We start from the raw sequence: 24,550 nt of genomic DNA on the forward strand, positions 1-24,550 counted from the left end.
CGAGCGCCATCGCCCATCCGGATACACTCTGTGCATGTCTACGTCAGCCCCGCCCAGCAACCGGTTCGAGCGTCGTCGCGCAGAAACCCGCCGGGCTCTCGTGCGCGCGGCCCGGCAGATACTCGCCGAGAGCGGTGACACCAGCGCCAGCATCCAGGCCATCGCCGAGCGCGCGGACGTGGGATTCGGCTCCTTCTACAACCACTTCGACTCCAAGGCGGAGTTGTTCGAGGCGGCGGTGGTGGACGCCCTGGAGGAGTTCGGCCAGAACTTCGACGAGCGCCTGGCCGGGATCGACGACCCGGCGGAACTCGTCGCGGCCGGCTTCCGGCTCAGTGCCCGGATGGCCGATTCCCATCCCGAGCTGATGCAAGTCCTGCGCCGCCGGGGCCTCGGGCACATCCACTCGGACAACGGACTCGCCCGCCGGGCGCTGCGCGATCTCCAGGTGGGCATCGCCTCCGGCCGTTTCACCACCCTCGACCCGTTGGTCGCTCTGTCGGCACTGGGCGGAACGCTGCTGTCCCTGGTGGAGCTGCGATTCGGCCGCCCCGAGGTGGACGGCGACGAGGCCGCGGTCGACCTCGCCGAGATGGTCCTGCGCATGCTGGGCCTGTCGCCGGACGAGGCCCACGAGGTCGCCCGGCGCCCCCTCCCCGACCTCGGCTGACCGCCCTGCCTCTACGCGCTCGACGACGAGTCCATGGGCCGGCCCGGCGCCGGCAAGACCCGCGCCGCTCAGATGGTCCGACGCACCCTGCGCGACGGCCCGGCCCACATCACGGGTGACGACTTCGTATTCTTCCACCCGGACTGCCTGCAGCTCTTGCGTGAGGAGCCGCGCACCGCCTCCGCGCGGATCCGCGCCGACTACCGGGCCTGGCAGGCTCAAGCCGAACGGTACGTGCGCGAGGGGCGCGGGGACGTGGTCATCGAGATCACCCCGGAAAACGCCGCCGCCTTCATCACCAGCGCGTCCCTGTACCGTCAGGCCGGATACCGGATGGAGCTGCTGGTCCGTGACCTGCCGGGCGGGCACGGCCGTCAGTCATCGGTGATGCTGTCCAGCACGTCAAGACGGGCGGCCCGGCGAGCCGGCCAGTGGGCGGCGGCCAGGCCGACCAGAACGGCGACCAGCAGCATCAGCTCGGGGTAGGGCAGGACGGTGCGGATCTCCGGCAGGGTCACGGTCATGGTGGAGCCGGCCGCCCACGCCAGGAAGACACCGAAGGCCATGCCGATCGCCGCGCCGAAGACGGAGATCAGCACCGATTCCAGCCGTACCATCCGCTTGACGCCGCCGCGGTCCAAGCCGATCGCCCGGAGCAGGCCGAGCTCGCGCCTGCGCTCGAACACGGCCATTGCCAGCGTGTTGACCACTCCGAGGGCCGCGACCAGCAACGAGATCCCGAGCAGTGCGTAGAGCAGGTTGAGAGCGAAGGTGATGGTGCGGTCAAAGCCGTCCCTCAGGTCCTGCTTGTTCTCGACCTCGATCACAGGGCTCTTGCCGGTGGCGTCCTTGAGAGCCTGTTTCAGCGCGGGGGTTGCCCCGTTCGCGCCCTTGACCAGGATCTGCTGAGCCGGCGCGTACGGCTGGTAAGCGGTGACCACTGTGCCCGGCAGGAGCACGGGGGCGAGCATCCGGCTGGGTTCGAATACCCCGCCGACGGTGAGGCGGGCGCCGCTTCGGCGCGGGGCGACCACTGCGACGTCGGAGCCGACGGCCAGTCCGTGCCGACCCGCGAAGTCGGTGTCCACCAGGATCTGACCCCGTTTCAGTGCCGTGGCCGCCCCCTGACTCATACTCGGCCGGACCAGCTGATCGGCGCTGTCGGCGTCCAGGCCCTTCGCCTCGGTCCGCACGCCGGCGATCCGCCATTCCACCTCGATGACCGGGCTGGACGCGACCACCCCCGGAGCCTTGGCGACCGACGGCGCGATGCTCGGGTCCAGGGTGCCGGTGAGCGGGGTGACGGCGTAGTCCGCCGCCATCTCTTGGGTCACGGCACGGTCGATCGCATCCGAGACCGAGGCGCCGAGCACGGTCATCGCGGTGACCAGGGTGAGTCCGATGGTCAGCGGGGCGGCCGTACTCGCGGTGCGGCGCGGGTTGCGGAGCGCGTTGAGCACGGCGAGCGAGCCGGGGGTGCCGAAGAGACGGGCGATCACCGGGCGGGCCAGCAGCGGCAGCAGCTGCACGATGCCGATGACCGCGAGGAGCGCCCCCACCATGAGCGGCAAGCGCGCCTCAGCACCCTTATCGGTGCTGCCAAGCCAGACCAGGCCGAGGCCCCCGGCGGCGGTCGAGGAGCCGAGGACGTTGCGAACAAGCAGGCCTCGCTGGGTGGCGGGTTGCTCGCCGCTGCTCAGCGCGGCGACCGGGGGGATCCGGCAGGCGCGCAGCGCGGGCAGGGCCGCGGACAGGACAGTGACCAGGGTGCCGACGACCAGGGTGATCAGCACGGTCGTGGGGGTGATGACCACGCCGGCTCTGGGGAGATCCGCGTCCAGCGCCTGCACCCCCGCCGCGAGACCGGCACCGATGCCGATACCGAGGAGAAGTCCGGCGGCGGAACCGGTGAGACCGACGAGGAACGCCTCGATCAGCACGGAGCGGGTGACCTGGGCGCGCCCGGCGCCGATGGCGCGCAGCAGTGCCAGCTGCCGGGTGCGCTGGGTCACCAGCATGGTGAAGGTGTTGGCGATGAGGAAGACGCCGACGAACAGTGAGATTCCCGCAGCGGTGGTCAGCATCGTGGCCAGGCTCCTGCCGCTCTGGGCCAGCATGGCGGCCTGCCGCGCGGCCAGTTGCGTGCCGGTCGCGGCCCGGAATTGGTTGCCGTCGGGGACCAGCGGGGTGACGGTGTGCAGCAGCGCGGTCTCGGAGGTTCCGGAGGCAGCGGTGATGTCGATGCTGCTGTACTGGTCCGGCGCCAGCGAGAGCACCCGCCGGGCGCCCTGGGTGTCGAGCAGTGCCAGCGGGTTGCCGGAGCGGACCGCGGGGGCGTCGGAGGTGAAGACGCCGGTCAGGGTGGCGCTCAGGGCAGGGCCGCCCGCGGCGACGCGTACGGTGTCACCGAGCCGGTAGCCCGCTTTCTCGACGGTGTCCCGGTCCAAGGCGATCTCGGTCGCGGTCTTCGGTCCTCGCCCCTGGAGCATCGGGTAGCGCGCGTCGTGCCCGGTGGAGTCCGGCACGAAGTTGGCGCTCGTGCTTCTCATGATGTCGCCGATCGTGTTGCCGTCCTTGTCCGCTATGGCAGCGGTGCCGCTCACCACGGCGCGGATCCGGGCAACTCCTGGCAGCGCGGCAATCCGACGGACCGTCGCGTCGGTGAGCCGGGCGGAGCTCTTGGTGCTGTTCTGCCTCGCGCTGGTGAGGATTCCGGCGGTGTCGTCGGCAACCTGGACGGAGACGCCGGTGAAGTCCTTGCTGCGGCTGTTCTTCGCGGCTTGGTGGACGCTGTCGGAGAAGATCATGGTGCCGGTCATGAAGCCGGTGCCGAGCAGCACGGCGAGGGCGGTCATCAGGAGCCGGCCTCGATGGGCCAGGACATTGCGAAGTGCGGTACGGAACATCGGTGGATCCCCCGTCAGCCGACGCGGTCGGCGATGTCGAGCCGGCCCATGCGGTCCAGCACGCTGTCGGCGGTGGGTGCCCGCAGTTCGCCGACGATGCGGCCGTCGGCGAGGAAGACCACCCGGTCCGCGTGGGAGGCGGCCACCGGGTCATGGGTCACCATGACGACGCATCGGCCGAAGTCGCGCACACAGGACCGAAGGAGCGCCATGACTTCCGCGCCGGCACGCGAGTCGAGGTTCCCGGTGAGCTCGTCGGCGAAGATGATCTCGGGCTTTCCTGCCAAGGCGCGGGCGCAGGCCACGCGTTGCTGCTGTCCGCCGGAGAGTTGGCCCGGGCGGTGCTTCAGCCGGTCGGCCAGGCCGACCGCGTCGACGACCCGTGCCAGCCAGTCCCTGTCGGGCCCGCGCCCGGCGATGTCTCCGGGCAGCGTGATGTTCTCCAGGGCCGTGAGCGTGGTCAACAGATTGAAGGCCTGGAAAATGAACCCGATCCTGTCCCGTCGCAGCCGGGTCAGCTGTTTGTCCTTCAGACCGGCCAGCTCCACGTCGCCGATCGTCGCGGAACCGGAGGTCACGCTGTCGAGGCCGGCCAGGCAGTGCATCAGCGTGGACTTACCGGATCCGGAGGGGCCCATGATCGCGGCGAACTCCCCGCGCGGAAACTCCACGCTGACGTCGTCAAGGGCCTGGACCCGGGTCTCCCCCTCTCCGTAGACCTTGCACAGTCCACGGGCTCGGGCGGCCGCCGCGTACGTGGCCGGGGTCTTCGTGTCCATCACCATGGAAGTCCTCTCGGTGGCACTCGGAACGCCGTCCACGCTCGCCCAAGCCGCGTCCCGGAGGCGTCCGGCCTTCAGCGGACGCGTGGGGTGATCCGTAATGCCGCAGGCGTACGCCTGTAGGGCGACGCGGAGAGCCGGGTGCCTGCCTACGCTCGGCCTGTGGAAGAGGTCAAACCCCGGCCGCCCCTGCTCGGACGCATCCCGCCAGGCGCCTGGCCGGCCCTCACCTGGTGCGCGGCCCTGCTGTTCGCACTGGCGCTATGGCTGCTCGAGCAACAGGGCGGGCCTGAGGCCGCCCCCTGCCTGCGGGACCCCTGGGCCGACCTGGCCCTGGCCGTCGGCCTGGCGCTGCCGCTCGTAGCGGCCCGGCGCCGACCACTGCCGGTCCTGGGCCTGGTCCTCGCCAATCCCTGGCGGCTGCGGCGCTCGCTCCCTGGGCGTGGGCCCTGCTGCTCCCGACGGCGGACGTGCTGCTGCTCTACCTCGCCGCCACCACCGACCGCAGCCGTCGCACCTCTGCCCTGGTGGCCGTCGCGGTCCTGATGGCGCAGATCAGTGGCTGGCGGATCATGAACGGAGGCTGGGCGCACGGCGTGACCGACGCTGCGGTGCCGATCGCCTCGGTCGCCCTGGTCTCCTGGATGCTGGGCAACTCGATCCGCCAGCGGCGCGAGTACGCCGAGCGGCTGCGTGACCAGGCCGCTGCCCAGGCGGTGCAGGCGGAGCGCCTGCGGATCGCCCGGGAGCTGCACGACATGGTCGCCCACAGCATCGGAGTGGTCGCGATCCAGGCCGGCGCGGCCAAGCGGGTCATCGAGACCCAGCCCGAGGGAGCCCGCAGAGCGCTCGACGCGATCGAACTGACCAGCCGGGAGACCCTCGTGGGGCTCCGCCGCATGCTCGGCACGCTGCACCGGACCGAACCCGAACCGGTGACGGGCATGGCCGGCGTGGAGCGGCTGACGCAGAGCACCGCTACGGCCGGACTCCGCGTAGAGATGCGCTGGCAGGGCACGAAACGTCCGCTGCCGTCCGACATGGACCAATCGGCATTCCGGATCATCCAGGAGTCACTGACCAATGTGGTCCGCCACGCGAACGCCCGCCACTGCCAGGTGAACGTCGACTACCGCACCGGCGAGCTGGCCATCGAGGTCATCGATGACGGCACCGGCGCGGCGCCCGATGCCGCGGCCGACGGCACCGGCTACGGAATCACCGGAATGCGCGACCGAGCAGACCTGCTGGGCGGCGAGTTCAGCGCCGGGCCACGCCCCGAGGGCGGCTTCCGGGTGACAGCCAGGCTGCCGGGATGACCGTACGCATCGTCCTCGCCGACGACCAGCCCCTCGTACGAGCCGGCCTTCGCATGGTCATCGCCGACGCCCCCGATCTGGAGATCGTGGGCGAGGCCGGAACCGGCACGGAGGCAGTCCGGATGGTCCGGGAACTCCGACAGGCCCGACGTAGTCGTGATGGACATCCGGATGCCCGGCATGGACGGCATCGAGGCCACCCGGATGATCACCGCCAACGCCCCGGCGCCGCGCGTACTCATGCTCACCACCTTCGACGAAGACAACAACGTCTACGCCGCGCTCCGGGCGGGGGCCAGCGGATTTCTGGTCAAGGACATGGCGCTGGAGGACATCCTCACCGCGACCCGCGTCGTGGCCGCCGGCGACGCCCTCATCGCACCGAGCGTCACCCGCCGCCTGATCGCGGAATTCGCGAACCGTCCCACGGCCACTGCTCCACCGCAGCGACTCGACGGCATCACCGATCGGGAACGCGAGGTGCTGACACTCGTCGGGCGCGGCCTGTCCAACAGCGAGATCGCGGCCGAGCTGTTCATCGGTCACGCCACCGCCAAGACCCATGTGGCGCGGCTGCTGACCAAACTCGACGCCCGCGACCGTGTCCAGCTCGTGATCGTCGCCCACCGGGCGGGCCTGGTGTCGTCCTCACCATGACCCAGCAAGCAGGTCAGCCCACGTTTGTGGTCACCGCCGTTTGCGGCTGGACACGGTTCTTACCGGCACCCCTGGATGCCGCGTGCCTCCGCCTCTCCCGGATCGATCTCGTCCCACGTCGAACCCACCGTCCGTGCCCGCTGGCGCGCCCTCGTCACCACCCGCCGACACCGCCTGCACAGCACTCGGTAACGGCCGGTTCAGTCGCCGTCCTCGTCCTCGTCCTCGGCATACGGCTTCGCGAGCCAGTGCCGGACCCAGGACGTCGATGACGTCACGGGGGAAGCCGCGGTCGTGCAGGGCACGCACCTTCAGTCCCACCGCGTCGTCCCGGGACAGCGTGGGCCGGCATCCGTCTGCGTGGGATGCCTGTGGAAGATCTCTTTGAGGATGTCCCCTCGCAGGACGCGTCGGTTGCCGCGTCGGTGGCGAGCAGACGGGCCATGCGCGAGGCAACCTCGACGATGCGGATCACCCAGCCCTTGTCCTCAAGGCCGGCAGCAACGGCGCCGGTGATCTCGTTCATGCCCGCAGGAGCGTCGGTGGCCAGGTCCAGGCCCTGGCCGGCGCGGCTGACCGGCTCATGCGCCTGGATGGCGTAGCCCCCGGCCAGCACCAGCCGGTAGGCATGACCGCTGTCCAGGGCATCACTGAGCAGGCGCCCGGTGCAGGTCTGGAAGTCTCATGCCGCGGCGGCGGCCGCCACCAGCTCGGGGAAACGCTGCTCCCAGCAGGTGCGCACCGGCTTGCCCCTGAAGACGTCTCCGAGGCGATCCGTCTACCCGGCGCTGTAGGCTTCCTGGCTCCGCTCCCCCGACGAATCACCGGAGCGACGATCCGCACCGGCGTCCCGCCGCTCCTGTTCGCGACCATCCGCCGCCGGCTGCGGATCACGTCATATGGCAAACAGCCGGCAGCTGACAGTTGTCAGAGGTGGGGCGGTGTGGTGCGCGGGAGGCGGCGATGTTCTCCACTGCTTCGTCTACTGCTCGCAGCAGCCCGTCGGTCAGACGGCCGCGGGGGTCCCGAGCATCGCGGAAGCGTGTTGGAGCGGGCTGACGATGCGCGGGGGTGCGGCGGCTCGGGAAAGGTCGCGGCAGGTGAAACCGAGCTGGGTCATGGCCCGCAGGACTTCGTCGGCGCTGAAGTCGCGGCGGTCCTGCCGTGTGACGACCTGCCCGACCTGCTTGACCGGGTAGGTGCGACGGCCGACGATCACGGACGCCCCCGAGATCTCCTCAGGCTTGACGCCCTTCATCGATTCCAGGACGCCGCTTTTGGTGAGGTCGAAGGGGAAGCGGGCGATGACACAGCGCATGGTGCCTCACAGTGAGAAGAACGAGGGGATGGTTCTGCCGCGCTCGAGGCGGTCTCGGCGGTCGAGGCGGTTCAGTGGGCGAGGGCCAGGACGCCCACTGCGTTGCCGTGTTCGTCGACCACGGGCAGGGCATCGAGCCGGCGGTGGCGCATCGTGTGCTCGGCTTCGGCCATCGCGGTCACGGGAGAGGCGAAGGGCCCTGAGTCGACGACGAGGATGTCCCGTAGCTGGACCCGGTCCGTGTACACGGAGCTGTCGCGGACGGCGGTGAGCTGGGCCTCGGTGAGAAGTCCGGTGCACACGCCGTCGTTGTCGCAGACGAGCAGGTGCCCGGTGCGGGCGCTCGCCATGACGGACAGGGCTACTTCGACGGTCATGTCGTCACAGACCTGCGGTCCGGCGGTGGCCATGGTGTCGGCCACCGTCCTGGGTACGGTGACGGCACCGGTCGAGCGGGGCTGCGTCTGAACCATCGTCAAAAGGTGCCTCCTGCAGAAGTGGGCCGGATTCCTGGAAACGAGGTCGTTACGCCGCCGCGTCGAACGAGGACTGCCGCCCGGTCATGCGGCGGGCGGCCGAAGCGGGGCTGCGTCGGCCGCGTGAGGAGGTGCTGCGCTGACGTCGCTCGACGACCGGCGCGGTGATCGTCACGGGGATGCCGGAGGGCGTACGGGCGCCGGTGATCTGGCTGAGTGCCTCTTCGCCGGTGCGGACCTGGGTGGTCTGCGGCACGATGCCGGCGGCGGTCATGAGACGGGTCATGTCGCGGCGCTGGTTCGGGGTGACCAGGGTGACGACCCGGCCGGACTCGCCGGCGCGGGCGGTGCGGCCGCCACGGTGCAGGTAGTCCTTGTGGTCGGTCGGCGGGTCGACGTTGACGACCAGGTCGAGGTTGTCGACGTGGATGCCGCGGGCGGCGACGTTCGTGGCCACGAGCACGGTGACGTGCCCGGTCTTGAACTGGGTCAGGGTTCGGGTGCGCTGCGGCTGCGACTTGCCACCGTGCAGGGCGGCGGCCCGGACACCGCTGTTCAGCAGGTCCTGGGTCAATCGGTCGACGGCGTGCTTGGTGTCCAGGAACATGATCACCCGGCCCTCGCGCGCCGCGATCTGCGTCGTCGTCCAGTGCTTGTCGGCGCCGTGGACGTGGAGCAGGTGATGCTCCATCGTGCTGACGGCACCGGCGGACGGGTCGACGGAGTGGACGACCGGGTCGGTGAGGTAGCGGCGGACGAGGCGGTCGACGTTGCGGTCGAGGGTGGCGGAGAACAGCATCCGCTGGCCCTCGGGGCGCACCTGGTCCAGGAGCGCGGTGACCTGGGGCATGAACCCCATGTCGGCCATCTGGTCCGCCTCGTCCAGGACGGTGATCGCGACCTGGTTCAGCCGGCATTCGCCGCGGTCGATGAGGTCCTTGAGCCGGCCCGGAGTGGCGACGACGACCTCGGCACCACTGCGCAGCGCGTTGGCCTGCCTGCCGATCGACATTCCGCCGACGACGGTGGCGAGACGCAGTTGCACCGAGCGGGCGTAGGGGGTGAGTGCGTCGGTCACCTGCTGGGCCAGCTCACGGGTCGGCACGAGGACCAGGGCGAGCGGCTGGCGGGGCTCGGCGCGCTGTCCGGCGGTACGGGCCAGCAGGGCCAGGCCGAAGGCGAGGGTCTTGCCGGAGCCGGTGCGCCCGCGTCCCAGGGCGTCGCGGCCCGCGAGGGTGTTGGGCAGTGTCGCGCCCTGGATCGGGAACGGGACGCTCACGCCTTGCGCGGTCAGCGCGGCCAGCAGCTGCCTGGGCATGTCGAGGTCGGCGAACGTCTCGACCGCGGGAAGCGCGGGAGTGATCGTCTCCGGCAGGGCGAACTCGCCCTGGACCGCTGCGGGCCGCCGGCCGTAACCGCCCGAGCGGCTCGGACCCCCGGAACGGCTCGGACCCCCGGAACGGCTCGGGCCTGACGAGCCGAATCGGTCGCTCCGCCTCGAACCGGAGCCGGATCCAAAGGAGCCGTCGTTACGGCTGCCGCGGGAAGTACGGTCATTCGTGCGTGCGTAGTTCATCGAGAACCTTCCTTGGTACGGCACGTACCAAGGAATTCCCGCAGCAAAAGAGCAGCGCGGGGAATCACAGGAACGGGCCGAATGGAATGCGAAAGAAAATCTGGAGTGCAGTGAATCTGGCGCGAGGCATCGACGGAATTTCTGACGCCGTGTGGACGTGAAGTTCCGGACGCCGACCGGTCGCGCCGTCGAGGAGGCATGCATCCTCGAGTGAAGGATTTCAAGCAGCTTTCCCGCAGGTCACACCACTGCGGAAAGTCCCCGTGGCGGGGGCCCGCACCCCGAGGGATGCGGGCCCCCGCCACGAAGTGCGCGCCGGCGTCAGGCGAGAACGATGTTCTCCGCCGTCGGGCCTTTCTGGCCTGCCGCGATGTCGAAGGTGACCTTCTGGCCCTCGAGCAGCTCGCGGAAGCCCTGGGCGGCGATGTTGGAGAAGTGGGCGAACACGTCGGCGCCCCCACCGTCCTGCTCGATGAAACCGAAACCCTTGGCCGCGTTGAACCACTTCACAGTGCCTGACGCCACGTCATATCTCCTCTGGGCAGTACGCCGGAATCCGCGATGCACGAGTACCGGGTCGCCGCGATGATGCCCCGTCCGGAGAATGACCGGCAATACAGAACGCCTGCGACGGCTGAAAACACCGGCGAGAGCGCTCGAAGTTTTTGGGAACCACAACTGCAACTGAGATCGACAGTAGCACGAGGTAGCGGCCCATGTACGGTAAATGACTCCGCCCTGCTGATTGCGGTAAAAACACTCCCCGCGTGGCGCGTCAAACCCTCATGTCACGACCATAGATATTGACCCACCCGGAGTGCAGCGTTGCAGGAAGAGCGCACGCTCTTCACGACTCGAAAGGGCACGATTATTCAGACGACCACGCCCGCATCTCGGTGGCCCGCCCCATGGCGTAAGCGGGGTGATCGTCGTCATCCAGACGCCGGAGCGACACCACATGCCGATATCCCACGTCTCTGCAACGCACCTCTACGGAGCACGTGGAGGGGCCCTGGCGCCATACGGCACCAGGGCCCCGAAGGAACTGCTACACCATCTGCCGGCCCCAGTACTGCGCCGGCCTTCTGAGTCCGCGCGCCCGGCCCGAACACTGCCGAGGGTGCGGGGATCGCGGATGCGTGACCGGAGACCACCTCACTATCGATGTCCTGCGGTACCCGGACCCACTGCTCGTCCGGGCGATCCTGATGGCGCGGGCTCCTCCGTTCTTCCCTCTGGCCGATCACTTACCAAACCGGCACTGCACTGCGATGTGCCGGTCCTGCCGATACTGCTGGTACTGCAACTACCGGTACTGCGTACTGCCGTGGCCATGGAGAGCGCCACTCCTCGGCAGCCGGCCCCGTCGCCCGTTCTGCGTCTGCTCTGGCTTGGAACCCCACTGCCGAACCTCCCGGTACGCGCGCCCGCAGCCAGACGCCTTTACCGGGGAACCACTCGAAACACGCTGCGGGTACTGCGGCACTGCTCATGGCGGCCCCTGATCACCGCGGGCCACCCGGTCCGGCCGTCAGTCCCGTCGCCGTCCTGCGACAACCTGGCTTCGGAACTCCACCGCCACACCGTCCTACGTACTACAACTTCGTACTGCTGCCCGGCAGTTCATTTCTGGCGGGCCCTTCTCGATCTCGACTACGAGAGAAACCATAACGGCCTCGCTGCCCAATGTCTACTCCAGCCACCACAGATTTTCGCGCGTTTGGCTACGAGGTAGTCACCCGCGACCGGGGCAGGGACGGGACAGAGGACGGGAGGGCGAGTGCCGGGTGCAGCGGCTGGGCCGCCGCTCCTTGCTTCTCTTGCGATCACTCCCCGCCCTCGGCCACGGGACCGACCCTCGGGGGCGTCGCCATGACCGCCGGGCGCCCATCGAGGTGAAGACGGAGAGAGTGGGCCACTCGGTCGGCCTGTTCGTCCTTCACTCGCTCGTGCTCCGGCCGCCGAAGCAGCTCGAAGACGCCCGGCCCCCGATGTGCCGGTTGCAGACCCGCCATGCGCGGAACGATGTGGAAGTGCACGTGCGTGAAGCCTTCGGCTTCGGCGAATTGGACGACGTACGTCTTGGCGCAACCAGTCGTACGGCGGAGAGCCCGGGAGAGCTTGACCTGCCACACCCCCAGGGCAGACGCCTCAGCGTCGGTGAGGTCGTGCACCGCGGTGACGTGGCGCCGAGGCAAGAGGACCAGCCAGCCGGGCACTGCGGTGTCGATGGCATGGGCGACCCGCCAGTGCTGGTCGTATGCCACGCACTCACGGGGTGGAAGGTCGTCGAACTGTGCTTCCTTGCTGCACGTGTAGCAGTCGGGAGTCGTCATGCATCGAGAGCGTAGAACCGCCTCTCTGCAAGACGCCCGTCTGCCTCGGCCACCAGTCACCAGTCACACCACCTTGCCTGTGCGGCGGCGCTCGACCGCACGATCCGCGGATGGGGCCGGTAACGGAGTCCGCGGTCGTTCGCATGGGACACCAGGCTGGTGACGGCGTCGCTTGAGACTCACCGGGGTGCGTGTGGGTCAGCGATTCGTGGGCACCCTGTGGAGCCGAGCTACGGATCAACGTACGTCCGGACCATGCCCTGCCGGCAGGTCAGCGGATCCGTCGCCACCGCGGTGACCTCGCCTCCGTGCTCGTCACCGTCACCGCGGCGGATCGGCCGTGGCCCGTCTGTTTCACCGATAGAGCAGCGAGAGGTGGATATCCGTGACCGAGGATCCCACGCGAAAGCATCCGCGACCCGACTTCCCGGACCAGGAACAGCAGCACCCGGGCTGGACCGGCCCCATGGACCCCCCTCCCGATCATGGGGAGGACTCCTACGAAGGCAGTGGACTCCTGCTGGACCGCAAGGCGGTCGTGACGGGAGGCGACTCCGGCATCGGCCGTGCCGTGGCCCTGGCTTACGCCCGCGAAGGCGCCGACGTGCTGTTCACCTACCTTCGCGGACAAGAGGAAAAGGACGCGGAGGAGACCACCTCCCTGATCGAGGAGGCAGGCCGTACAGCCGTTGCCGTGCCCTGCGACATCCGGGAAGAGGACCAGTGTCGGCAGCTCGTGGAGCGAACCGTCGACGAGTTCGGCCGCATCGACATCCTCGTCAACAACGCCGCCTACCAGATGTCACAGCCGGACGGCATCCAGGCCATCTCGACGGAGCAGTTCGACCGTGTCGTGCGTACGAATCTGTACGGGATGTTCTGGCTGTGCAAGATGTCGCTGCCGCACATCCCGGCGGGCGGCTCCATCATCAACACCACGTCCGTGCAGGCGTACAAGCCCAGTCCCCATCTGCTGGACTACGCGATGACCAAGGGCGCCATCGTCACCTTCACCCAGGGACTGGCGCAGATGGTGGCCGGTGACGGTATCCGCGTCAACGCCGTGGCTCCAGGACCCGTGTGGACGCCGCTGATCCCGGCGACGATGCCGGACACCGTCGAGTTCGGCAAACAGGCCCCGCTCGGCCGGCCGGCCCAGCCGGCCGAGATGGCTCCCGCCTATGTCTTCCTGGCCTCGTCGAGGGCGAGCTTCATCACGGCGGAGATCCTCAACGCCACGGGCGGCACCCCGCTGCCCTGACCAGCCGCACTCCGCCGCGGGCTGCCGGGCGAGAACGGGCCCGGCTCTTCGCCTTGTCCGCCGCGTTGCTGCGCTCCGACTCATCCCTCCACGCCGGTGGACGTGTGGGGGGCGCCGACGGGCTTGGACTCCGGGGAACCGCGCTGGCGCAGGTAGACGGAGAGGATGGCCATGGACGCGACGGCCAGGAGCTCGGACTGCCAGTTCTGCAGGCTGCGGCTCCAGAAGTCAGCGGAGGCGATGTACTGCGTCCAGCCGACAGGAGCCTGCAGTTGCCTCAGCTGCTGCTCGTTGTAGGCGGCGACGCCCGCGATGGACTGGGCCAGCCACGACAGAAGGAACAGGGCCGCCATCACCAGACCGAGCGAGCGCGAGAACACCGCCTGACGCACTCCGCCCACCCTTGCCCAGCGAGGGGAGTCCGGGGCGGCGTGCTCCCCCACCCGCTGGTCCTCGTCCGATTCGGGGCCGGCCTTCTGCATCTCCTTCGATTCCGGCGAGCCGCGCTGGAGCAGCCAGACGGTCGCGAAGATGTAGAGGAAGAACTGGAGGTACTCCGATTGCCAGTTCTCCGACACGTCCACCGCGAAATCCGAGGTCGTGAGGTAGTCGAGGAAACCGATCTGCGCGAACCCGTCGGTGGCGAGCTGGTTGTTGAACTCCGCGCAGCCCGCGATCGCCTGCCCGGTGAGAGCGAGCAGGAAGGCGAACCCGAAACCCAGAGTTATGCCGTTGTCCCGTACGAAGCGGCGCATGCCGCGCTCTCCCACGGAGCCGTCCTCGCTCTCTCCCTTGCCCTGGTGCGATGTGTCCGGCGGGGGTGGCGTGTCGGCGGTCATCGCTGCATCAGCCCCACCGCGATGAAGTAGGCCAGGCCGCCCAGGACGACGGCCAGACACAGCGTGAACATGGTGCGCATGCGTCAGCTTCCCTTGACCGAGCACTTGTACGGCAGGCCGGGGCGGGGCCGGCATCCGGCGGCGATGATTTTCCAGCCGTCCCGGAACTGCGAGAGGAACAACGTGTCCGAGGCGAGCACGGCACGCGCCTGACGCCCGTGAACGTCTACGCTGCGGACCTTGCCTCCAGCGGGAAGGTCTTGCGCGCCGATGGTGTCGGCACACGGCTTCTTCGCCGCGTCCTCCACCTCTGAGCGTGTCCCCGGCGCGAGAGCCGCACACAGTGCCGCGCGATCGCCTCCGCTCAGCGCCGTCTCGAAGGCCGTGGCCGCGGCGGACGCGGCCACCTCGCGTTCTGAAGTGCCGCCGCAGGCGGCCAGGGCCAGCACGAGCGCGCACAGTGAAAGGCCCCGGGTGATGCGCCGACCTCGTCCGCTCACTCTGGTTTCTCTTTCCGGCAGATACACGAGATGTCCCATCGTGGCGGCCGCGTACCCCGAACGCTGTCGGACACGCCCTCGTCCTCCCCTTTGTGACACCTGCTTGGCCCTCCGTCGACCTTGCGAGGTGTCACGGCGGACCGTGCGCATGCGGCGCGCGCGAAGCGCCTCGCCGGCCACCCGGCCGGACGGCTGCTCCGTCCGGGTGTATCGGTCACGCGATCGGCCGTCCAACGGCCGCTGCGGGCGTGAGTGCCGCCCTCGCGCGGCCAGGATGGGCGGGTGACTGACGTCATGGCGTGAGCGGACCGCGAAACATCAAGAGACGGACGACCTGTGAGCATCGTCGACGAACCCCAGCCCCACGGCGCTTTGGCGACCGAGGACGCGTACCAGAACGAACTGCCGGTCAGAGGCAGGCGGCCAGGCAATGTGGTCGTGACGTGGCTGACGACCACCGACCACAAAACGATCGGCACCCTGTACTTGACCACGTCGTTCGGGTTCTTCCTGATCGGTGGTGTGATGGCGTTGCTCATGCGCGCCGAACTCGCCCGCCCGGGCCTGCAGATGATCTCGAACGAGCAGTACAACCAGGCGTTCACGATGCACGGCACGGTCATGCTGCTGATGTTCGCGACGCCGCTGTTCGCCGGCTTCACGAACTGGATCATGCCGCTCCAGATCGGCGCGCCGGACGTCGCGTTCCCCCGGCTGAACATGTTCGCCTACTGGCTCTACCTGTTCGGCTCGTCGATCGCCGTGGGGGGATTCCTCACCCCGCAGGGTGCGGCCGACTTCGGCTGGTTCGCCTATACGCCGCTGTCGGACGCCGTCCGCACCCCGGGCCTCGGCGCCGATCTGTGGATCATGGGTCTGGCCTTCTCCGGCTTCGGCACCATCCTCGGCTCGGTCAACTTCATCACCACGATCATCTGCATGCGCGCGCCCGGCATGACGATGTTCCGCCTGCCGATCTTCACCTGGAACGTCCTGCTGACCGGTGTCCTGGTCCTGCTGGCCTTCCCGGTCCTCGCGGCCGCGCTGTTCGCCCTGGAGGCGGACCGCAAGTTCGGCGCCCATGTCTTCGACGCCGCCAACGGCGGCCCCTTGCTGTGGCAACACCTCTTCTGGTTCTTCGGCCACCCAGAGGTGTACATCATCGCGCTGCCGTTCTTCGGGATCGTCACCGAGATCATCCCGGTCTTCTCCCGCAAGCCGGTCTTCGGCTACATGGGTCTGGTCGCGGCGACGATCTCGATCGCCGGTCTGTCCGTGACGGTGTGGGCGCACCACATGTTCGTCACGGGCGGTGTGCTGCTGCCGTTCTTCTCCTTCATGACGTTCCTCATCGCCGTACCGACGGGCGTGAAGTTCTTCAACTGGATCGGAACGATGTGGAAGGGGTCGCTCTCCTTCGAGACGCCGATGCTGTGGGCGACGGGCTTTCTCGTCACGTTCCTGTTCGGCGGTCTGACCGGGATCATCCTGGCGTCGCCGCCGATGGACTTCCACGTGTCCGACTCGTACTTCGTGGTGGCGCACTTCCACTACGTCGTCTTCGGCACCGTCGTCTTCGCGATGTTCGCCGGCTTCCACTTCTGGTGGCCCAAGTTCACCGGCAAGATGCTCGACGAGCGCCTCGGCAAGATCACCTTCTGGACGCTGTTCGTCGGCTTCCACGGCACCTTCCTGGTCCAGCACTGGCTGGGCGCCGAGGGCATGCCGCGCCGCTACGCCGACTACCTGGCCGTCGACGGCTTCACCGCCCTGAACACGATCTCGACGATCAGCTCGTTCGTCCTCGGTCTGTCGATGCTGCCTTTCCTGTACAACGTGTGGAAGACCGCCAGGTACGGCAAGCCGGTCGGCGTCGACGACCCGTGGGGCTACGGCCGCTCTCTGGAGTGGGCCACCTCCTGCCCGCCGCCGCGCCACAACTTCCTCACCCTGCCGCGGATCCGCAGCGAATCCCCGGCGTTCGACCTGCACCACCCCGAGATCGCGATGGCCGAAGCCGAGGCCAACGGCGTCCACGCATGACCGGCCGGGACACACGTTGAGTGGTCTGTCGGAGCAGGGAGCCGCCGGCGAACTCGGCAACGCCGTGGAGGGATACCTGCTGTGGCAGGCCCGGATCGCGGAAGCGGAGCAGCGTGCGCAGGATTTCGTCGAGCCGATGCAGTGGCTGACGACGTCGCAGCGCATGGAGATCGAATGCCAGTACGTGAGCGACACTCTTCGCCGCTCTCGGCAAGACCTCGAGCGCTTGGCGGCCCGCAGTATGTCCCTGCGGGCCGAGTACGAGCATCGCTACCGGCAGTTGCGACGCCGCTGCCTGGGGCTGACGCTGACTGTCTGCGCGGTGTTCACGACGGTGGCCACCCTGTTGTCGACCCTTTGACCGGGTGGGACCGGGGAGGACCAGGTGTGGCCACAGGCCGTCGAACACCGGCAGGCAGACTGGGCCCGCGGTCTTCGGCACCCGTGTGGACGGCTCAGCCGTCGGGCGCCCCATCTGGGCGGCCCGCAGGTGAACTGACACCGGATGCGACGGGCGTCGTTCCGCGTCCCCCCGGAGCCGCCGGCCAGGGTGCGCAGAACCTGAGTCCGATCCCGTGGGCGGTGGCGGGATCGTCGGGATCGCATGTCGACCCGCGATTAGGCGGACACCCGGCAGGAGTCGGCGAGCAGGGCGCGCAGGGGCGCGGTGTCGGGCGTGTCGGCGACGGCAGCGTCGAGGGCGTCGTCCATACCCTTCTCCCATGCCTCCGGCAGGGCCAGTCCCGGCTGCCCCGACCACGCGATGTCCGGGGCGGCGTGTCCGGCCTCGGCGAGGCGCAGATGGACCATGCCCGCGAGCCCGTCGAAGATCTTGGGCCGGATGAAGTGGCGAGCGGACGGCCCGATCAGTCGCGCCGCCTGATGCGGCTTGGGCATGCGGTCGGCGACCGCCATCCACAGCAGGCCGCGGTCGAACGCGTCGAGTATCTCCTCCAAGCCGGGCAACTGGTCGTTCGCGACCCCCTCGGCCGTGGCCTCCCGGCCCACGGTCGCCGTACCGTCCGCGCCTTGCGCGGATGAGCGAAGCGCTCTGGCCACGGCGAGCCGCAGCGGCCGGGACCAGCCCTCGGCATCGGCGACCGCGCGGGCCATGACGAGGTCGTCCCACCTCATGCGCCGCAGGTGCGCCGCCTCCTGCGACAGCGTGCGCGCCTCCAGCTCTGCGAACACCCGGTCCGGGGCGTGCAGCAAAGTGAGCGCGGCCGGCGCATCCGCCGTCGCATAGGCCGACCCGTCGGCACGGCCGTCGGCGGGCAGCTTCTCGATCAGGGCGATCCGTTCGGAAGTCGGCGGGTGCGAGTCGTACGGGTGCGGCCGCGGCGGACGCTGCCCGGCGGAGAGCTCGGCGAGCCTCTCCCCCGTCCGGGCGGCGAGCAGCCGCTGGAAACCGCCGTGCACCTCACCCGCAGGCGGCAGCGCTCCCAGCGGCACGCCCATCGTGGCGTACGTCTTCAGGTAGTGGGCGTGCGCGGCGTCGAGCACCGGGAGGACGCGGAGCGCGGCAGCCGTCGCGTCGCGGCCCGCGTGCCGGGCGGCCATCTGGTCGGCGGCGAGCTCCTGGTGGCGCGCAACGGACTGCGAGGTCCGCAGGAATATGCGGGCATAGCCGACGTACAGGCTGCCGATCACGTAGTGCATCCGAGTGCTGCCCTCGCGAAAGACCTCCACCGTGTGCAGTACGGCTTCCCGGCCGCGCATCGTGACGCCGCCGAGACGGGTGTCGAGGTTGCTGTAGTGCCCGAACTCGTGGGCGAGGACGGCGCGTAGCTGCGGGACGGTCAGTCCGGCGAGCAGCGGCAGGCCCAGGAACATACGGCGTCGTCCGGACAGCAGCCCCAGCAGGCGGTGCTGTTCGGCGACCCCGGCGTTGACCTCGGCGACGAGGCAGAGCTCGTCCGGCAGCCGCTCCCCCGTGACCTCGGCGGCGGCGCGCACCTGATCCCACAGCTCGGGCTGGTCCTGCGGCGTGACCACCACCGCGTGTGGCACCGGACCCAGCCGCCCGGCTCGTAGAAAGGCGAACATGCCCCGCAGAATCGTCACGGCCAGGAGGACGGTGACGGTAAGGACCATGCCTTCGAGCCAGGCCGCCTGGGCAGTGAAGAGCCGTGTCACCAGCAGCCAGTCGAACACCGCCATGGCCGACAGCAGCACCACGCCCATCAGATAGAAGCCGGCCAGCAGTACGAGCGCGCGCACAGCGAGCAGACGGAACGTCATCGGGAGATCCCCCACAGGGCTCGGCCGGCCCGAACGGGCAGAAGGTTCGGGGATCTTACCCCCCTGTAGGACTTGTCCTACAGGCGTCGGCGCAGCTTGCCGACGCCGCCGTTCACCGTGGCTCTCGTGGAGGCGAGGAACGGGCGCGGGCATGCCGTTCTCCCGTGCAAGGATGGGGGAGCCAGGCCGCCACCAGCAGGAAAGGACGCCCGTGACCGGGGTGCAGGAAGCGCTCTGTCTCATGGGTCCCGCCACGGTGACCGTCTTCGTGATCGGCGCGGGCAACGAACCGCTCCGGCCGACTGCGTTCCGCCTCGCCGGACTCGAGCCCGACGAGGTGCACCCGTTCATACCGAGTGAGCAGCCGCGGACGATCGCGCCTTTCGGCCTCGTGTCCTACGACCTCACCTTCCACGACACCTCGCTCGACCTGCACGTCTACACGCACGAGGTCCTGCGCCGCCTGTGCGCGGACGGCCGAGCCATAGCCTGGGCCGGCTTCGAGGGGTCGTTCCACTACGACCACCTCCTCACCGAGGACATCGCCTCCTCGGTCTACGGATACTGCGTGAGTGGCACCGAGCCCGAGGTCGCATGGAGCTTCGCCATCCTGCGCGGCGCGGCCTGGAAGAAGCGGATAGCCGGGACCCGCGCGACCCTGGAGGGATTGCTGGGTCGGCCTTGAGCCCTTCCCCGGCGCCATCAAAGCCCGCACCGGGGCTGCCATGTCGTGGCTGATCACCGGCCCAGCCTCGCCCGCTCGCTCGGGCACGGGGCTGATACGGCGGAAACACGCAACGTGAGTACCGTGCCGCGATGTGGGAGCTACTCAGGTATCGCCTTGCGTCCTCCGCCAGCCGCGCGGCGACTTCCCCGCGAAGGCCCAGCGCGGCGTCCCGGGCGCGGTAGACCTGCCCCAGCGTGAGGACGGCACTGCCGTCCGGGGCTCCCTGTTCGCCCGTCGGCTGCCGTGGGCCGGTTCTCCCGGGGGTCGCTGACTGCTCGTCGGTTCCGGCTCGATTCGTGCGGCCGGTGTGGGGTGGGAGGTTCGGGTGTCGTGTCCGGTCTTCGCTCCTTGCCCGACGGGATTCCCGGCGGGGAAAGGGGAGTTGGCGCCGGGAAATGCCGATTGACAGCGTGAACCGGCCAACCGGATAGTCGCCTTCACATTATGAAGATTGTATGAGAGGTCTGGCGTGGCTGAAAGAACTCGGGGGAGAGCTGCCGTCGGCGCTGTCTCCCTGCTGGTCGGGGCGTTGCTCACCGGCCAGCTACCAGGGGCGTCTCTGCCCACCGCAGTCGCGCAGTCCTCGGACACGGCGGGGACGGGGGCCCGGATCGCCGACGATCCCGCACCGGACAGCCTTTCCCCCGCCGTCGACCGGGCGCGGGAGCAGGCCCGGAAAGCCGGCAAGCGGGTCGAGGTCGTCTCCGAACGCGGCGCGAGCCGTGAGCTGTTCGCCAATCCCGGTGGCACTCTTACCGAGATCACGCACCTGGATCCGGTGCGCACCCGGCGGGCCGGCCGGTGGGTCGACATCGACACCGGCCTGCGGCGGCTGGACGGCGTGGGCATCGCGCCCGTGGCCGCCGCCAACGACGTGGTGTTCTCGGCGGGCGGCAGCAAGGACCCGCTGGTCAGGATGGTCAAGGCGGGCCGCGAGCTGTCCTTGTCGTGGCCCGGGACCCTGCCCGCTCCGGTGCTCTCCGGATCGTCCGTGACCTATCCGGAGGTCCTGCCGGGCGTGGACCTCCGGATGACCGCGGAGCCCGACGGCTTCTCCCAGGTCGTCGTCGTCAAGAGCGCCGAGGCCGCCGCCAACCCCGCACTCGCCGAACTGCGGCTGCCCATGACGGGCAAGGGGCTCGCCGTCCGCCCCACCGCCGACGGCGGGCTCCAGGCGGTCGACGCCCAGGCGGGCGGTGTGGCCTTCGAAGCCGCACAGCCGGTGATGTGGGATTCCCGCGAAGCCGCAGCGGGCGAGGGGGCCGGAGGCACGACGCCGTCCGCCGGGCCCGCGCCCTCCGGCAAGTCCGCGCCCTCCGCCAGGTCCGCCGTGCCGGGCGCGCCAGGCGGCTCCGCCAAGTCCGTGGCCGGGAAGGCTGCTTCGGCCGCCGCGCCCGTCGACGCCGAGCTGTACGAGGGCCCCGGCGAAACCTCGGCGCGGGCCGACGTGGACGCCTCGGTGTCCGGGAACGCCCTCCTCCTCACCCCGGACCCCGAGCTGCTCTCCGGCGAGGACACGCACTACCCGGTCTTCATCGACCCGTCCTGGTCCTCACCGCGCGCGTCCGCGTACGCGATGGTCTCCCGCGCCTACCCCGACTCGGACTTCTACAAGTTCGACGGCGCCGCCGACTCGGGCATGGGCTTCTGCCCGCCGAATTTCACCGGTCTCAAGTGCGCGCCCAACGACGCCAAGCGGCTTTTCTACAAGCTGCCCGTCACCAGTTTCGCGGGCAAGAACATCACCAGCGCCGAGTTCGTCGTGCGGGAGACGTTCGCCTACAACTGCACCAAGCAGCCGGTGGAGTTCTGGCGCACCAAGCCGCTCACCTCGACGACGTCCTGGAACGACCAGAAGGCCTCCGGCTACTGGATCGACCAGATGCCGACCGTGACGGCGGCCAAGGGCGCGACCTCCGCCTGCCCGGACGGCGACCTGGAGTTCAACGCGAAGGACGCGGTCGTCTGGGCCGCCGCCAACAAGCAGACGTCGCTCACCTTCGGTCTCAAGGCTCCCAACGAGAGCGCCGAGAACCAGTGGAAGCGCTTCGCGGGCAACGGCTTCCTGCGCGTCGAGTACAACAACCCGCCGAACCAGCCCAAGCAGTCCCAGCTGACCATGTCTCCCGGAGGGACCTGCACGCTGGCCCCCAAGGCGGTCAACGTCATTCCCAAGGCGACAGCCGTCCTGTCAGACCCCGACAAGGACCAGGTGTACGCGGAGTTCAAGGTCGAGTGGGACGCGGGCGACGGCTGGAAACAGCACTGGGACTCTGGCCGTATCGGTCCCAAGGCCTCCGGACAGGCGTACACGATCACGCTCCCGTCGACCATTCCGCAGAACACCAAGACCGCGTGGAGCGTGCGCGCCTCGGACGGCAAACTGTGGGGGCCCTGGAGTTACGCGGGTGACACCCAGACCGGCTGCTACCTGACCTACGACTCCAAGCACCCGGCCGCGCCGACCGTGAACTCCGCCCAGTACCCCGCCTCGCACACGGACGACCCGCTCGATCCCTGGCTGGACGGCGTCGGACGCTACGGCCGCTTCACCATCGACTCGACCGCGGCGGACGTGACCAAGTACTGGTTCGGCCTGAACGCGGACCCGACCTCGGCCAACGAGCGCAAACCCGCGTCGCCCGGAGCACCCGTCTCCATCGACGTGATGCCGACCAGGCCGGGACTCAACACCCTCTACGTGCAGGCCTGGGACGCCAACAACAACGACAGCACGATCGGCTCCTATCAGTTCCGGGTGGCCACCGGCCAGCCCGAACGCGCCGCCTGGACCCTCGACGCCCCGGCCGGCTCGGCACAGGATCCGGGCGACGGCGGAGACCGGACCGCCCAGCTCGACGGAACCGCGGCCCTCGGCGAACCGGGTGTGCGCGGCACGGCCCTCGCCCTGAACGGCGGGGCCGCCACGGACGGTTACGCGGCCGCCGGCCCGCACCTGCTGGACACCGACGGCGACTACACCGTCTCCACCTGGTTGCGCCTCGACTCGGATGCCGGCACCGCCACGGCCGTCAGCGTCGACGGTACCTACCACGCGGGCCTCTACCTCGGGTACGAGGGAGGCAGCAAGCGCTGGGCGCTGCGCGTGCCCACGAAGGACGCCGCGGGCGCCGGCTTCGCGGTCCAGCAGGTGCTGTCACCGGCCGCGCCGGAGATCGGCAAGTGGACCCACCTCACCGCCGTGCGAGACGCGACGGCCGGAAAGTACACCCTGTACGTGGACGGCGTCGCGGCCGGCACGTCCGCCGTGTCCACCCCCTGGCACGCCGCCGCCGACCTCCAGTTCGGGCGGGCCAAGTACAACGGGGCCTACGTGGACCCGTGGAAGGGCGCCATCGACGAGACCACCGTCTACGACCGTCCGCTGGCCGCGGAGGACGTCGGCCGGCTGGCCCGCCAGGAGCCGGTGACCACCGGCCGTCCGGCCAAGGCTGTTTGGACCTTCGACGACCCGGCCTCCTCAGGGCTCGCGCACGGCGCGAGCCAGGTGAACCCGCTGGTCCTCAAGGGAACCGGCGCCGCGTTCGGCGTCCCGGGGAACGTGGCCGGCGCCCTGGACCTCAGCTCCGCCTCGGGCGGCTACGCGAGCACCGCCGGACCGCAGGTCGACACCCTGCGCAGCTTCTCGGTGGCCGCCTGGGCGAAGCTGCCCCGGACGGAGTCGGACACGGCTCAGATCATCGCGACCCAGGCGGGCGCGCAGCAGAGCGGCTTCGAGCTGTACTACTCGGGCTCCTACCGCCGCTGGGTCTTCAACCGGTACAACTCCGACGCGGCCGGGGTCCAGCCGACCCGGGCGATGGCCAACCTCGGCAAGCCCTCCGCCGACCAGGTCTACCCCGGCGACAGCTGGCACCACCTCCTCGGCGTCTACGACTCCACGCTGAAGGAGTTGCGGCTCTTCGTGGACGGCGGCCTCGTCTCCACGGTGCCGTTCACGCCCGCTCCGTGGGACGCCACCGGCCCGGTGCAGGTCGGCGCGGGATCGTACGGCGGACGGCCCGACTCGTTCTTCAAGGGTCAGATCGACGACGTGCGCCTGTACGACCGGGTGGTCTCCAAGGACGAGGCCGGTGACCTGTTCAAGCAGCACCCGCAGGTCAAGGGCCGCTGGAAGTTCGACGCCACGACGGCGGGCACGCCGGCCTCCAGTCCGGACGACACCGCCGGCAAGCGGTCCGCGGTCCTGGCCTCCCAGGCGGCCGTGCAGCCCGGCGCCGGATGGGTCGGCGCGGGCGGTCTCGTCCTCGACGGACTGGACGACTACGCGGCCGTCCCGACGGTCCCGGTGAACACCAAGGAGAGCTTCACGGCCACCGCCTGGGTGACCACCGCGGCGCGTCCGCAGAAGAAGGTCACCGTCCTGTCGGCGGAGGGAGCCGTCAACAGCGCCTTCACCGTGCGCTACGCGCCGGACCCCGCGGACCCGGAGAACCGCGGCGGCTACGAACTGGAGCTGCCCGGCACGGACACGGCCGGCGCTGCCCGGCCGGTGGTACGGCACTCGGGCTTCCAGTCCGAATTCGAGTGGGACCACCTGGCCGTCGTGTACGACGCCTTCGCCGACGAGGCGCGGCTGTACGTCAACGGTCATCTGGAGCAGGTCGAGGACGCCATGTCGTGGCGGGCCAACGTCCAGCCCTTCCAGGCGACGAAGCAGCTGCAGTTCGGACGCAACAAGGAGAACGGGACCACCGGCGAGTACTGGCCGGGCGTGATCGACGACGTGTGGATCTTCTCCGGCGTGGCGAGCGAGGCCCAGATCGCCAAGCTCGGCAACGGGGAGTCCCTGGACACGGTCCCAGGCCCGTGACCCGCAGTCCGTAACCCGTAGCCCGCACCCTTCCGGACGGTCGCGGCGACGCGTCTTCTCCCGGC

Annotated in this window: 18 protein-coding genes and 1 pseudogene; 9 read left to right on the forward strand and 10 right to left on the reverse strand. The window is 69.6% G+C overall.

The features are described from left to right. Window positions 1-34: 34 nt before the first annotated feature. Both OG440_RS01095 and OG440_RS01100 read left to right on the forward strand, forming a co-directional pair. A complete protein-coding gene (locus OG440_RS01095) occupies window positions 35-670 on the forward strand; it encodes a TetR/AcrR family transcriptional regulator (RefSeq protein ID WP_406004911.1) in 636 nt (211 codons plus the stop codon). A 33-nt stretch (window positions 671-703) separates the two neighbouring features. Continuing rightward, window positions 704-1,156: a zeta toxin family protein gene (locus tag OG440_RS01100; RefSeq protein WP_406004912.1), complete on the forward strand. Its 453-nt coding sequence runs from the start codon at window positions 704-706 to the stop codon at window positions 1,154-1,156. Here the strand turns inward: OG440_RS01100 and OG440_RS01105 are convergent. Next, complete coding sequence (locus tag OG440_RS01105; RefSeq protein ID WP_406004913.1) at window positions 1,045-3,576, reverse strand: ABC transporter permease; 2,532 nt, start codon at window positions 3,574-3,576, stop codon at window positions 1,045-1,047. The two genes, OG440_RS01100 and OG440_RS01105, sit on opposite strands and share 112 nt — an antisense overlap. Before the next feature lie 14 nt (window positions 3,577-3,590). Further along, window positions 3,591-4,355, reverse strand: coding sequence for an ABC transporter ATP-binding protein (locus OG440_RS01110; protein ID WP_406004914.1), 765 nt, complete (start codon window positions 4,353-4,355; stop codon window positions 3,591-3,593). 473 nt (window positions 4,356-4,828) lie between these two features. Here OG440_RS01110 and OG440_RS01115 point away from each other — a divergent pair, with 473 nt between their 5' ends. Together OG440_RS01115 and OG440_RS01120 are read left to right on the forward strand one after the other, a co-directional pair. Beyond that, on the forward strand, window positions 4,829-5,677 hold the full coding sequence (locus tag OG440_RS01115; RefSeq protein WP_406004915.1) for a sensor histidine kinase: 849 nt from the start codon (window positions 4,829-4,831) through the stop codon (window positions 5,675-5,677). Next, window positions 5,674-6,334 (forward strand): annotated as a pseudogene (locus OG440_RS01120) (response regulator). The gene OG440_RS01115 and the pseudogene OG440_RS01120 overlap by 4 nt, the downstream one beginning before the upstream one ends. Window positions 6,335-7,340: 1,006 nt before the next feature. On the opposite strand, the gene OG440_RS01125 reads toward OG440_RS01120, so the two are convergent. The 5 genes from OG440_RS01125 to OG440_RS01145 form a co-directional block, all read right to left on the reverse strand. Beyond that, window positions 7,341-7,652, reverse strand: a complete 312-nt coding sequence (locus OG440_RS01125; protein WP_406004916.1) for an SCO5918 family protein — start codon at window positions 7,650-7,652, stop codon at window positions 7,341-7,343. 71 nt (window positions 7,653-7,723) lie between these two features. Next, window positions 7,724-8,131 (reverse strand): CBS domain-containing protein, encoded by a 408-nt coding sequence (locus OG440_RS01130; RefSeq protein ID WP_406004917.1) that lies wholly within the window; start codon window positions 8,129-8,131, stop codon window positions 7,724-7,726. Between the two features lie 46 nt (window positions 8,132-8,177). Continuing rightward, window positions 8,178-9,704, reverse strand: coding sequence for a DEAD/DEAH box helicase (locus tag OG440_RS01135; protein WP_406004918.1), 1,527 nt, complete (start codon window positions 9,702-9,704; stop codon window positions 8,178-8,180). A 321-nt stretch (window positions 9,705-10,025) separates the two neighbouring features. Next, window positions 10,026-10,229, reverse strand: coding sequence for a cold-shock protein (locus OG440_RS01140; protein WP_007387007.1), 204 nt, complete (start codon window positions 10,227-10,229; stop codon window positions 10,026-10,028). Window positions 10,230-11,530: 1,301 nt separating this feature from the next. Then, window positions 11,531-12,040, reverse strand: a complete 510-nt coding sequence (locus OG440_RS01145) for an HIT family protein (protein WP_406004919.1) — start codon at window positions 12,038-12,040, stop codon at window positions 11,531-11,533. 385 nt (window positions 12,041-12,425) lie between these two features. Here OG440_RS01145 and OG440_RS01150 point away from each other — a divergent pair, with 385 nt between their 5' ends. Continuing rightward, window positions 12,426-13,301 carry an SDR family oxidoreductase gene (locus OG440_RS01150; RefSeq protein ID WP_406004920.1) on the forward strand — a complete coding sequence of 292 codons (876 nt, stop codon included), beginning with the start codon at window positions 12,426-12,428 and terminating at the stop codon, window positions 13,299-13,301. 80 nt (window positions 13,302-13,381) lie between these two features. Here OG440_RS01150 and OG440_RS01155 read toward each other — a convergent pair whose 3' ends face one another. Continuing rightward, on the reverse strand, window positions 13,382-14,056 hold the full coding sequence (locus OG440_RS01155; RefSeq protein ID WP_406011216.1) for a DUF6766 family protein: 675 nt from the start codon (window positions 14,054-14,056) through the stop codon (window positions 13,382-13,384). Between the two features lie 167 nt (window positions 14,057-14,223). Then, the gene (locus OG440_RS01160) at window positions 14,224-14,667 is read right to left on the reverse strand and encodes a hypothetical protein (protein WP_406004921.1); all 444 of its coding nucleotides are present in this window, start codon (window positions 14,665-14,667) and stop codon (window positions 14,224-14,226) included. A 309-nt stretch (window positions 14,668-14,976) separates the two neighbouring features. On the opposite strand from OG440_RS01160, the gene ctaD reads away from it, so the two are divergent. Continuing rightward, complete coding sequence (gene ctaD, locus OG440_RS01165; RefSeq protein ID WP_406004922.1) at window positions 14,977-16,683, forward strand: cytochrome c oxidase subunit I; 1,707 nt, start codon at window positions 14,977-14,979, stop codon at window positions 16,681-16,683. A gap of 16 nt (window positions 16,684-16,699) precedes the next feature. Then, complete coding sequence (locus OG440_RS01170) at window positions 16,700-17,044, forward strand: cytochrome C oxidase subunit I (protein ID WP_406004923.1); 345 nt, start codon at window positions 16,700-16,702, stop codon at window positions 17,042-17,044. Window positions 17,045-17,301: 257 nt separating this feature from the next. Here the strand turns inward: OG440_RS01170 and OG440_RS01175 are convergent, their stop codons facing one another. Beyond that, the gene (locus OG440_RS01175; protein WP_406004924.1) at window positions 17,302-18,924 is read right to left on the reverse strand and encodes a M48 family metallopeptidase; all 1,623 of its coding nucleotides are present in this window, start codon (window positions 18,922-18,924) and stop codon (window positions 17,302-17,304) included. Window positions 18,925-19,135: 211 nt separating this feature from the next. Between OG440_RS01175 and OG440_RS01180 the strand changes: the two genes are divergently transcribed. Further along, a complete protein-coding gene (locus tag OG440_RS01180) occupies window positions 19,136-19,609 on the forward strand; it encodes a hypothetical protein (protein ID WP_406004925.1) in 474 nt (157 codons plus the stop codon). 511 nt (window positions 19,610-20,120) lie between these two features. Further along, a complete protein-coding gene (locus tag OG440_RS01185) occupies window positions 20,121-24,485 on the forward strand; it encodes a LamG-like jellyroll fold domain-containing protein (protein ID WP_406004926.1) in 4,365 nt (1,454 codons plus the stop codon). The last annotated feature ends 65 nt before the right edge of the window (window positions 24,486-24,550 follow it).

The organism is Streptomyces sp. NBC_00637 (genome assembly GCF_045161545.1).
Lineage (GTDB): Bacteria > Actinomycetota > Actinomycetes > Streptomycetales > Streptomycetaceae > Streptomyces.

What these genes read in the sequence shown, in the direction of transcription:
- OG440_RS01095 (WP_406004911.1), top strand. Translation starts at nt 35, where the DNA reads ATGTCTACGTCAGCCCCGCCCAGCAACCGGTTCGAGCGTCGTCGCGCA.
- OG440_RS01100 (WP_406004912.1), top strand. Translation starts at nt 704, where the DNA reads ATGGGCCGGCCCGGCGCCGGCAAGACCCGCGCCGCTCAGATGGTCCGA.
- OG440_RS01105 (WP_406004913.1), bottom strand. Translation starts at nt 3,576, where the DNA reads ATGTTCCGTACCGCACTTCGCAATGTCCTGGCCCATCGAGGCCGGCTC.
- OG440_RS01110 (WP_406004914.1), bottom strand. Translation starts at nt 4,355, where the DNA reads ATGGACACGAAGACCCCGGCCACGTACGCGGCGGCCGCCCGAGCCCGT.
- OG440_RS01125 (WP_406004916.1), bottom strand. Translation starts at nt 7,652, where the DNA reads ATGCGCTGTGTCATCGCCCGCTTCCCCTTCGACCTCACCAAAAGCGGC.
- OG440_RS01135 (WP_406004918.1), bottom strand. Translation starts at nt 9,704, where the DNA reads ATGAACTACGCACGCACGAATGACCGTACTTCCCGCGGCAGCCGTAAC.
- OG440_RS01145 (WP_406004919.1), bottom strand. Translation starts at nt 12,040, where the DNA reads ATGACGACTCCCGACTGCTACACGTGCAGCAAGGAAGCACAGTTCGAC.
- OG440_RS01155 (WP_406011216.1), bottom strand. Translation starts at nt 14,056, where the DNA reads ATGCGCCGCTTCGTACGGGACAACGGCATAACTCTGGGTTTCGGGTTC.
- OG440_RS01175 (WP_406004924.1), bottom strand. Translation starts at nt 18,924, where the DNA reads ATGACGTTCCGTCTGCTCGCTGTGCGCGCGCTCGTACTGCTGGCCGGC.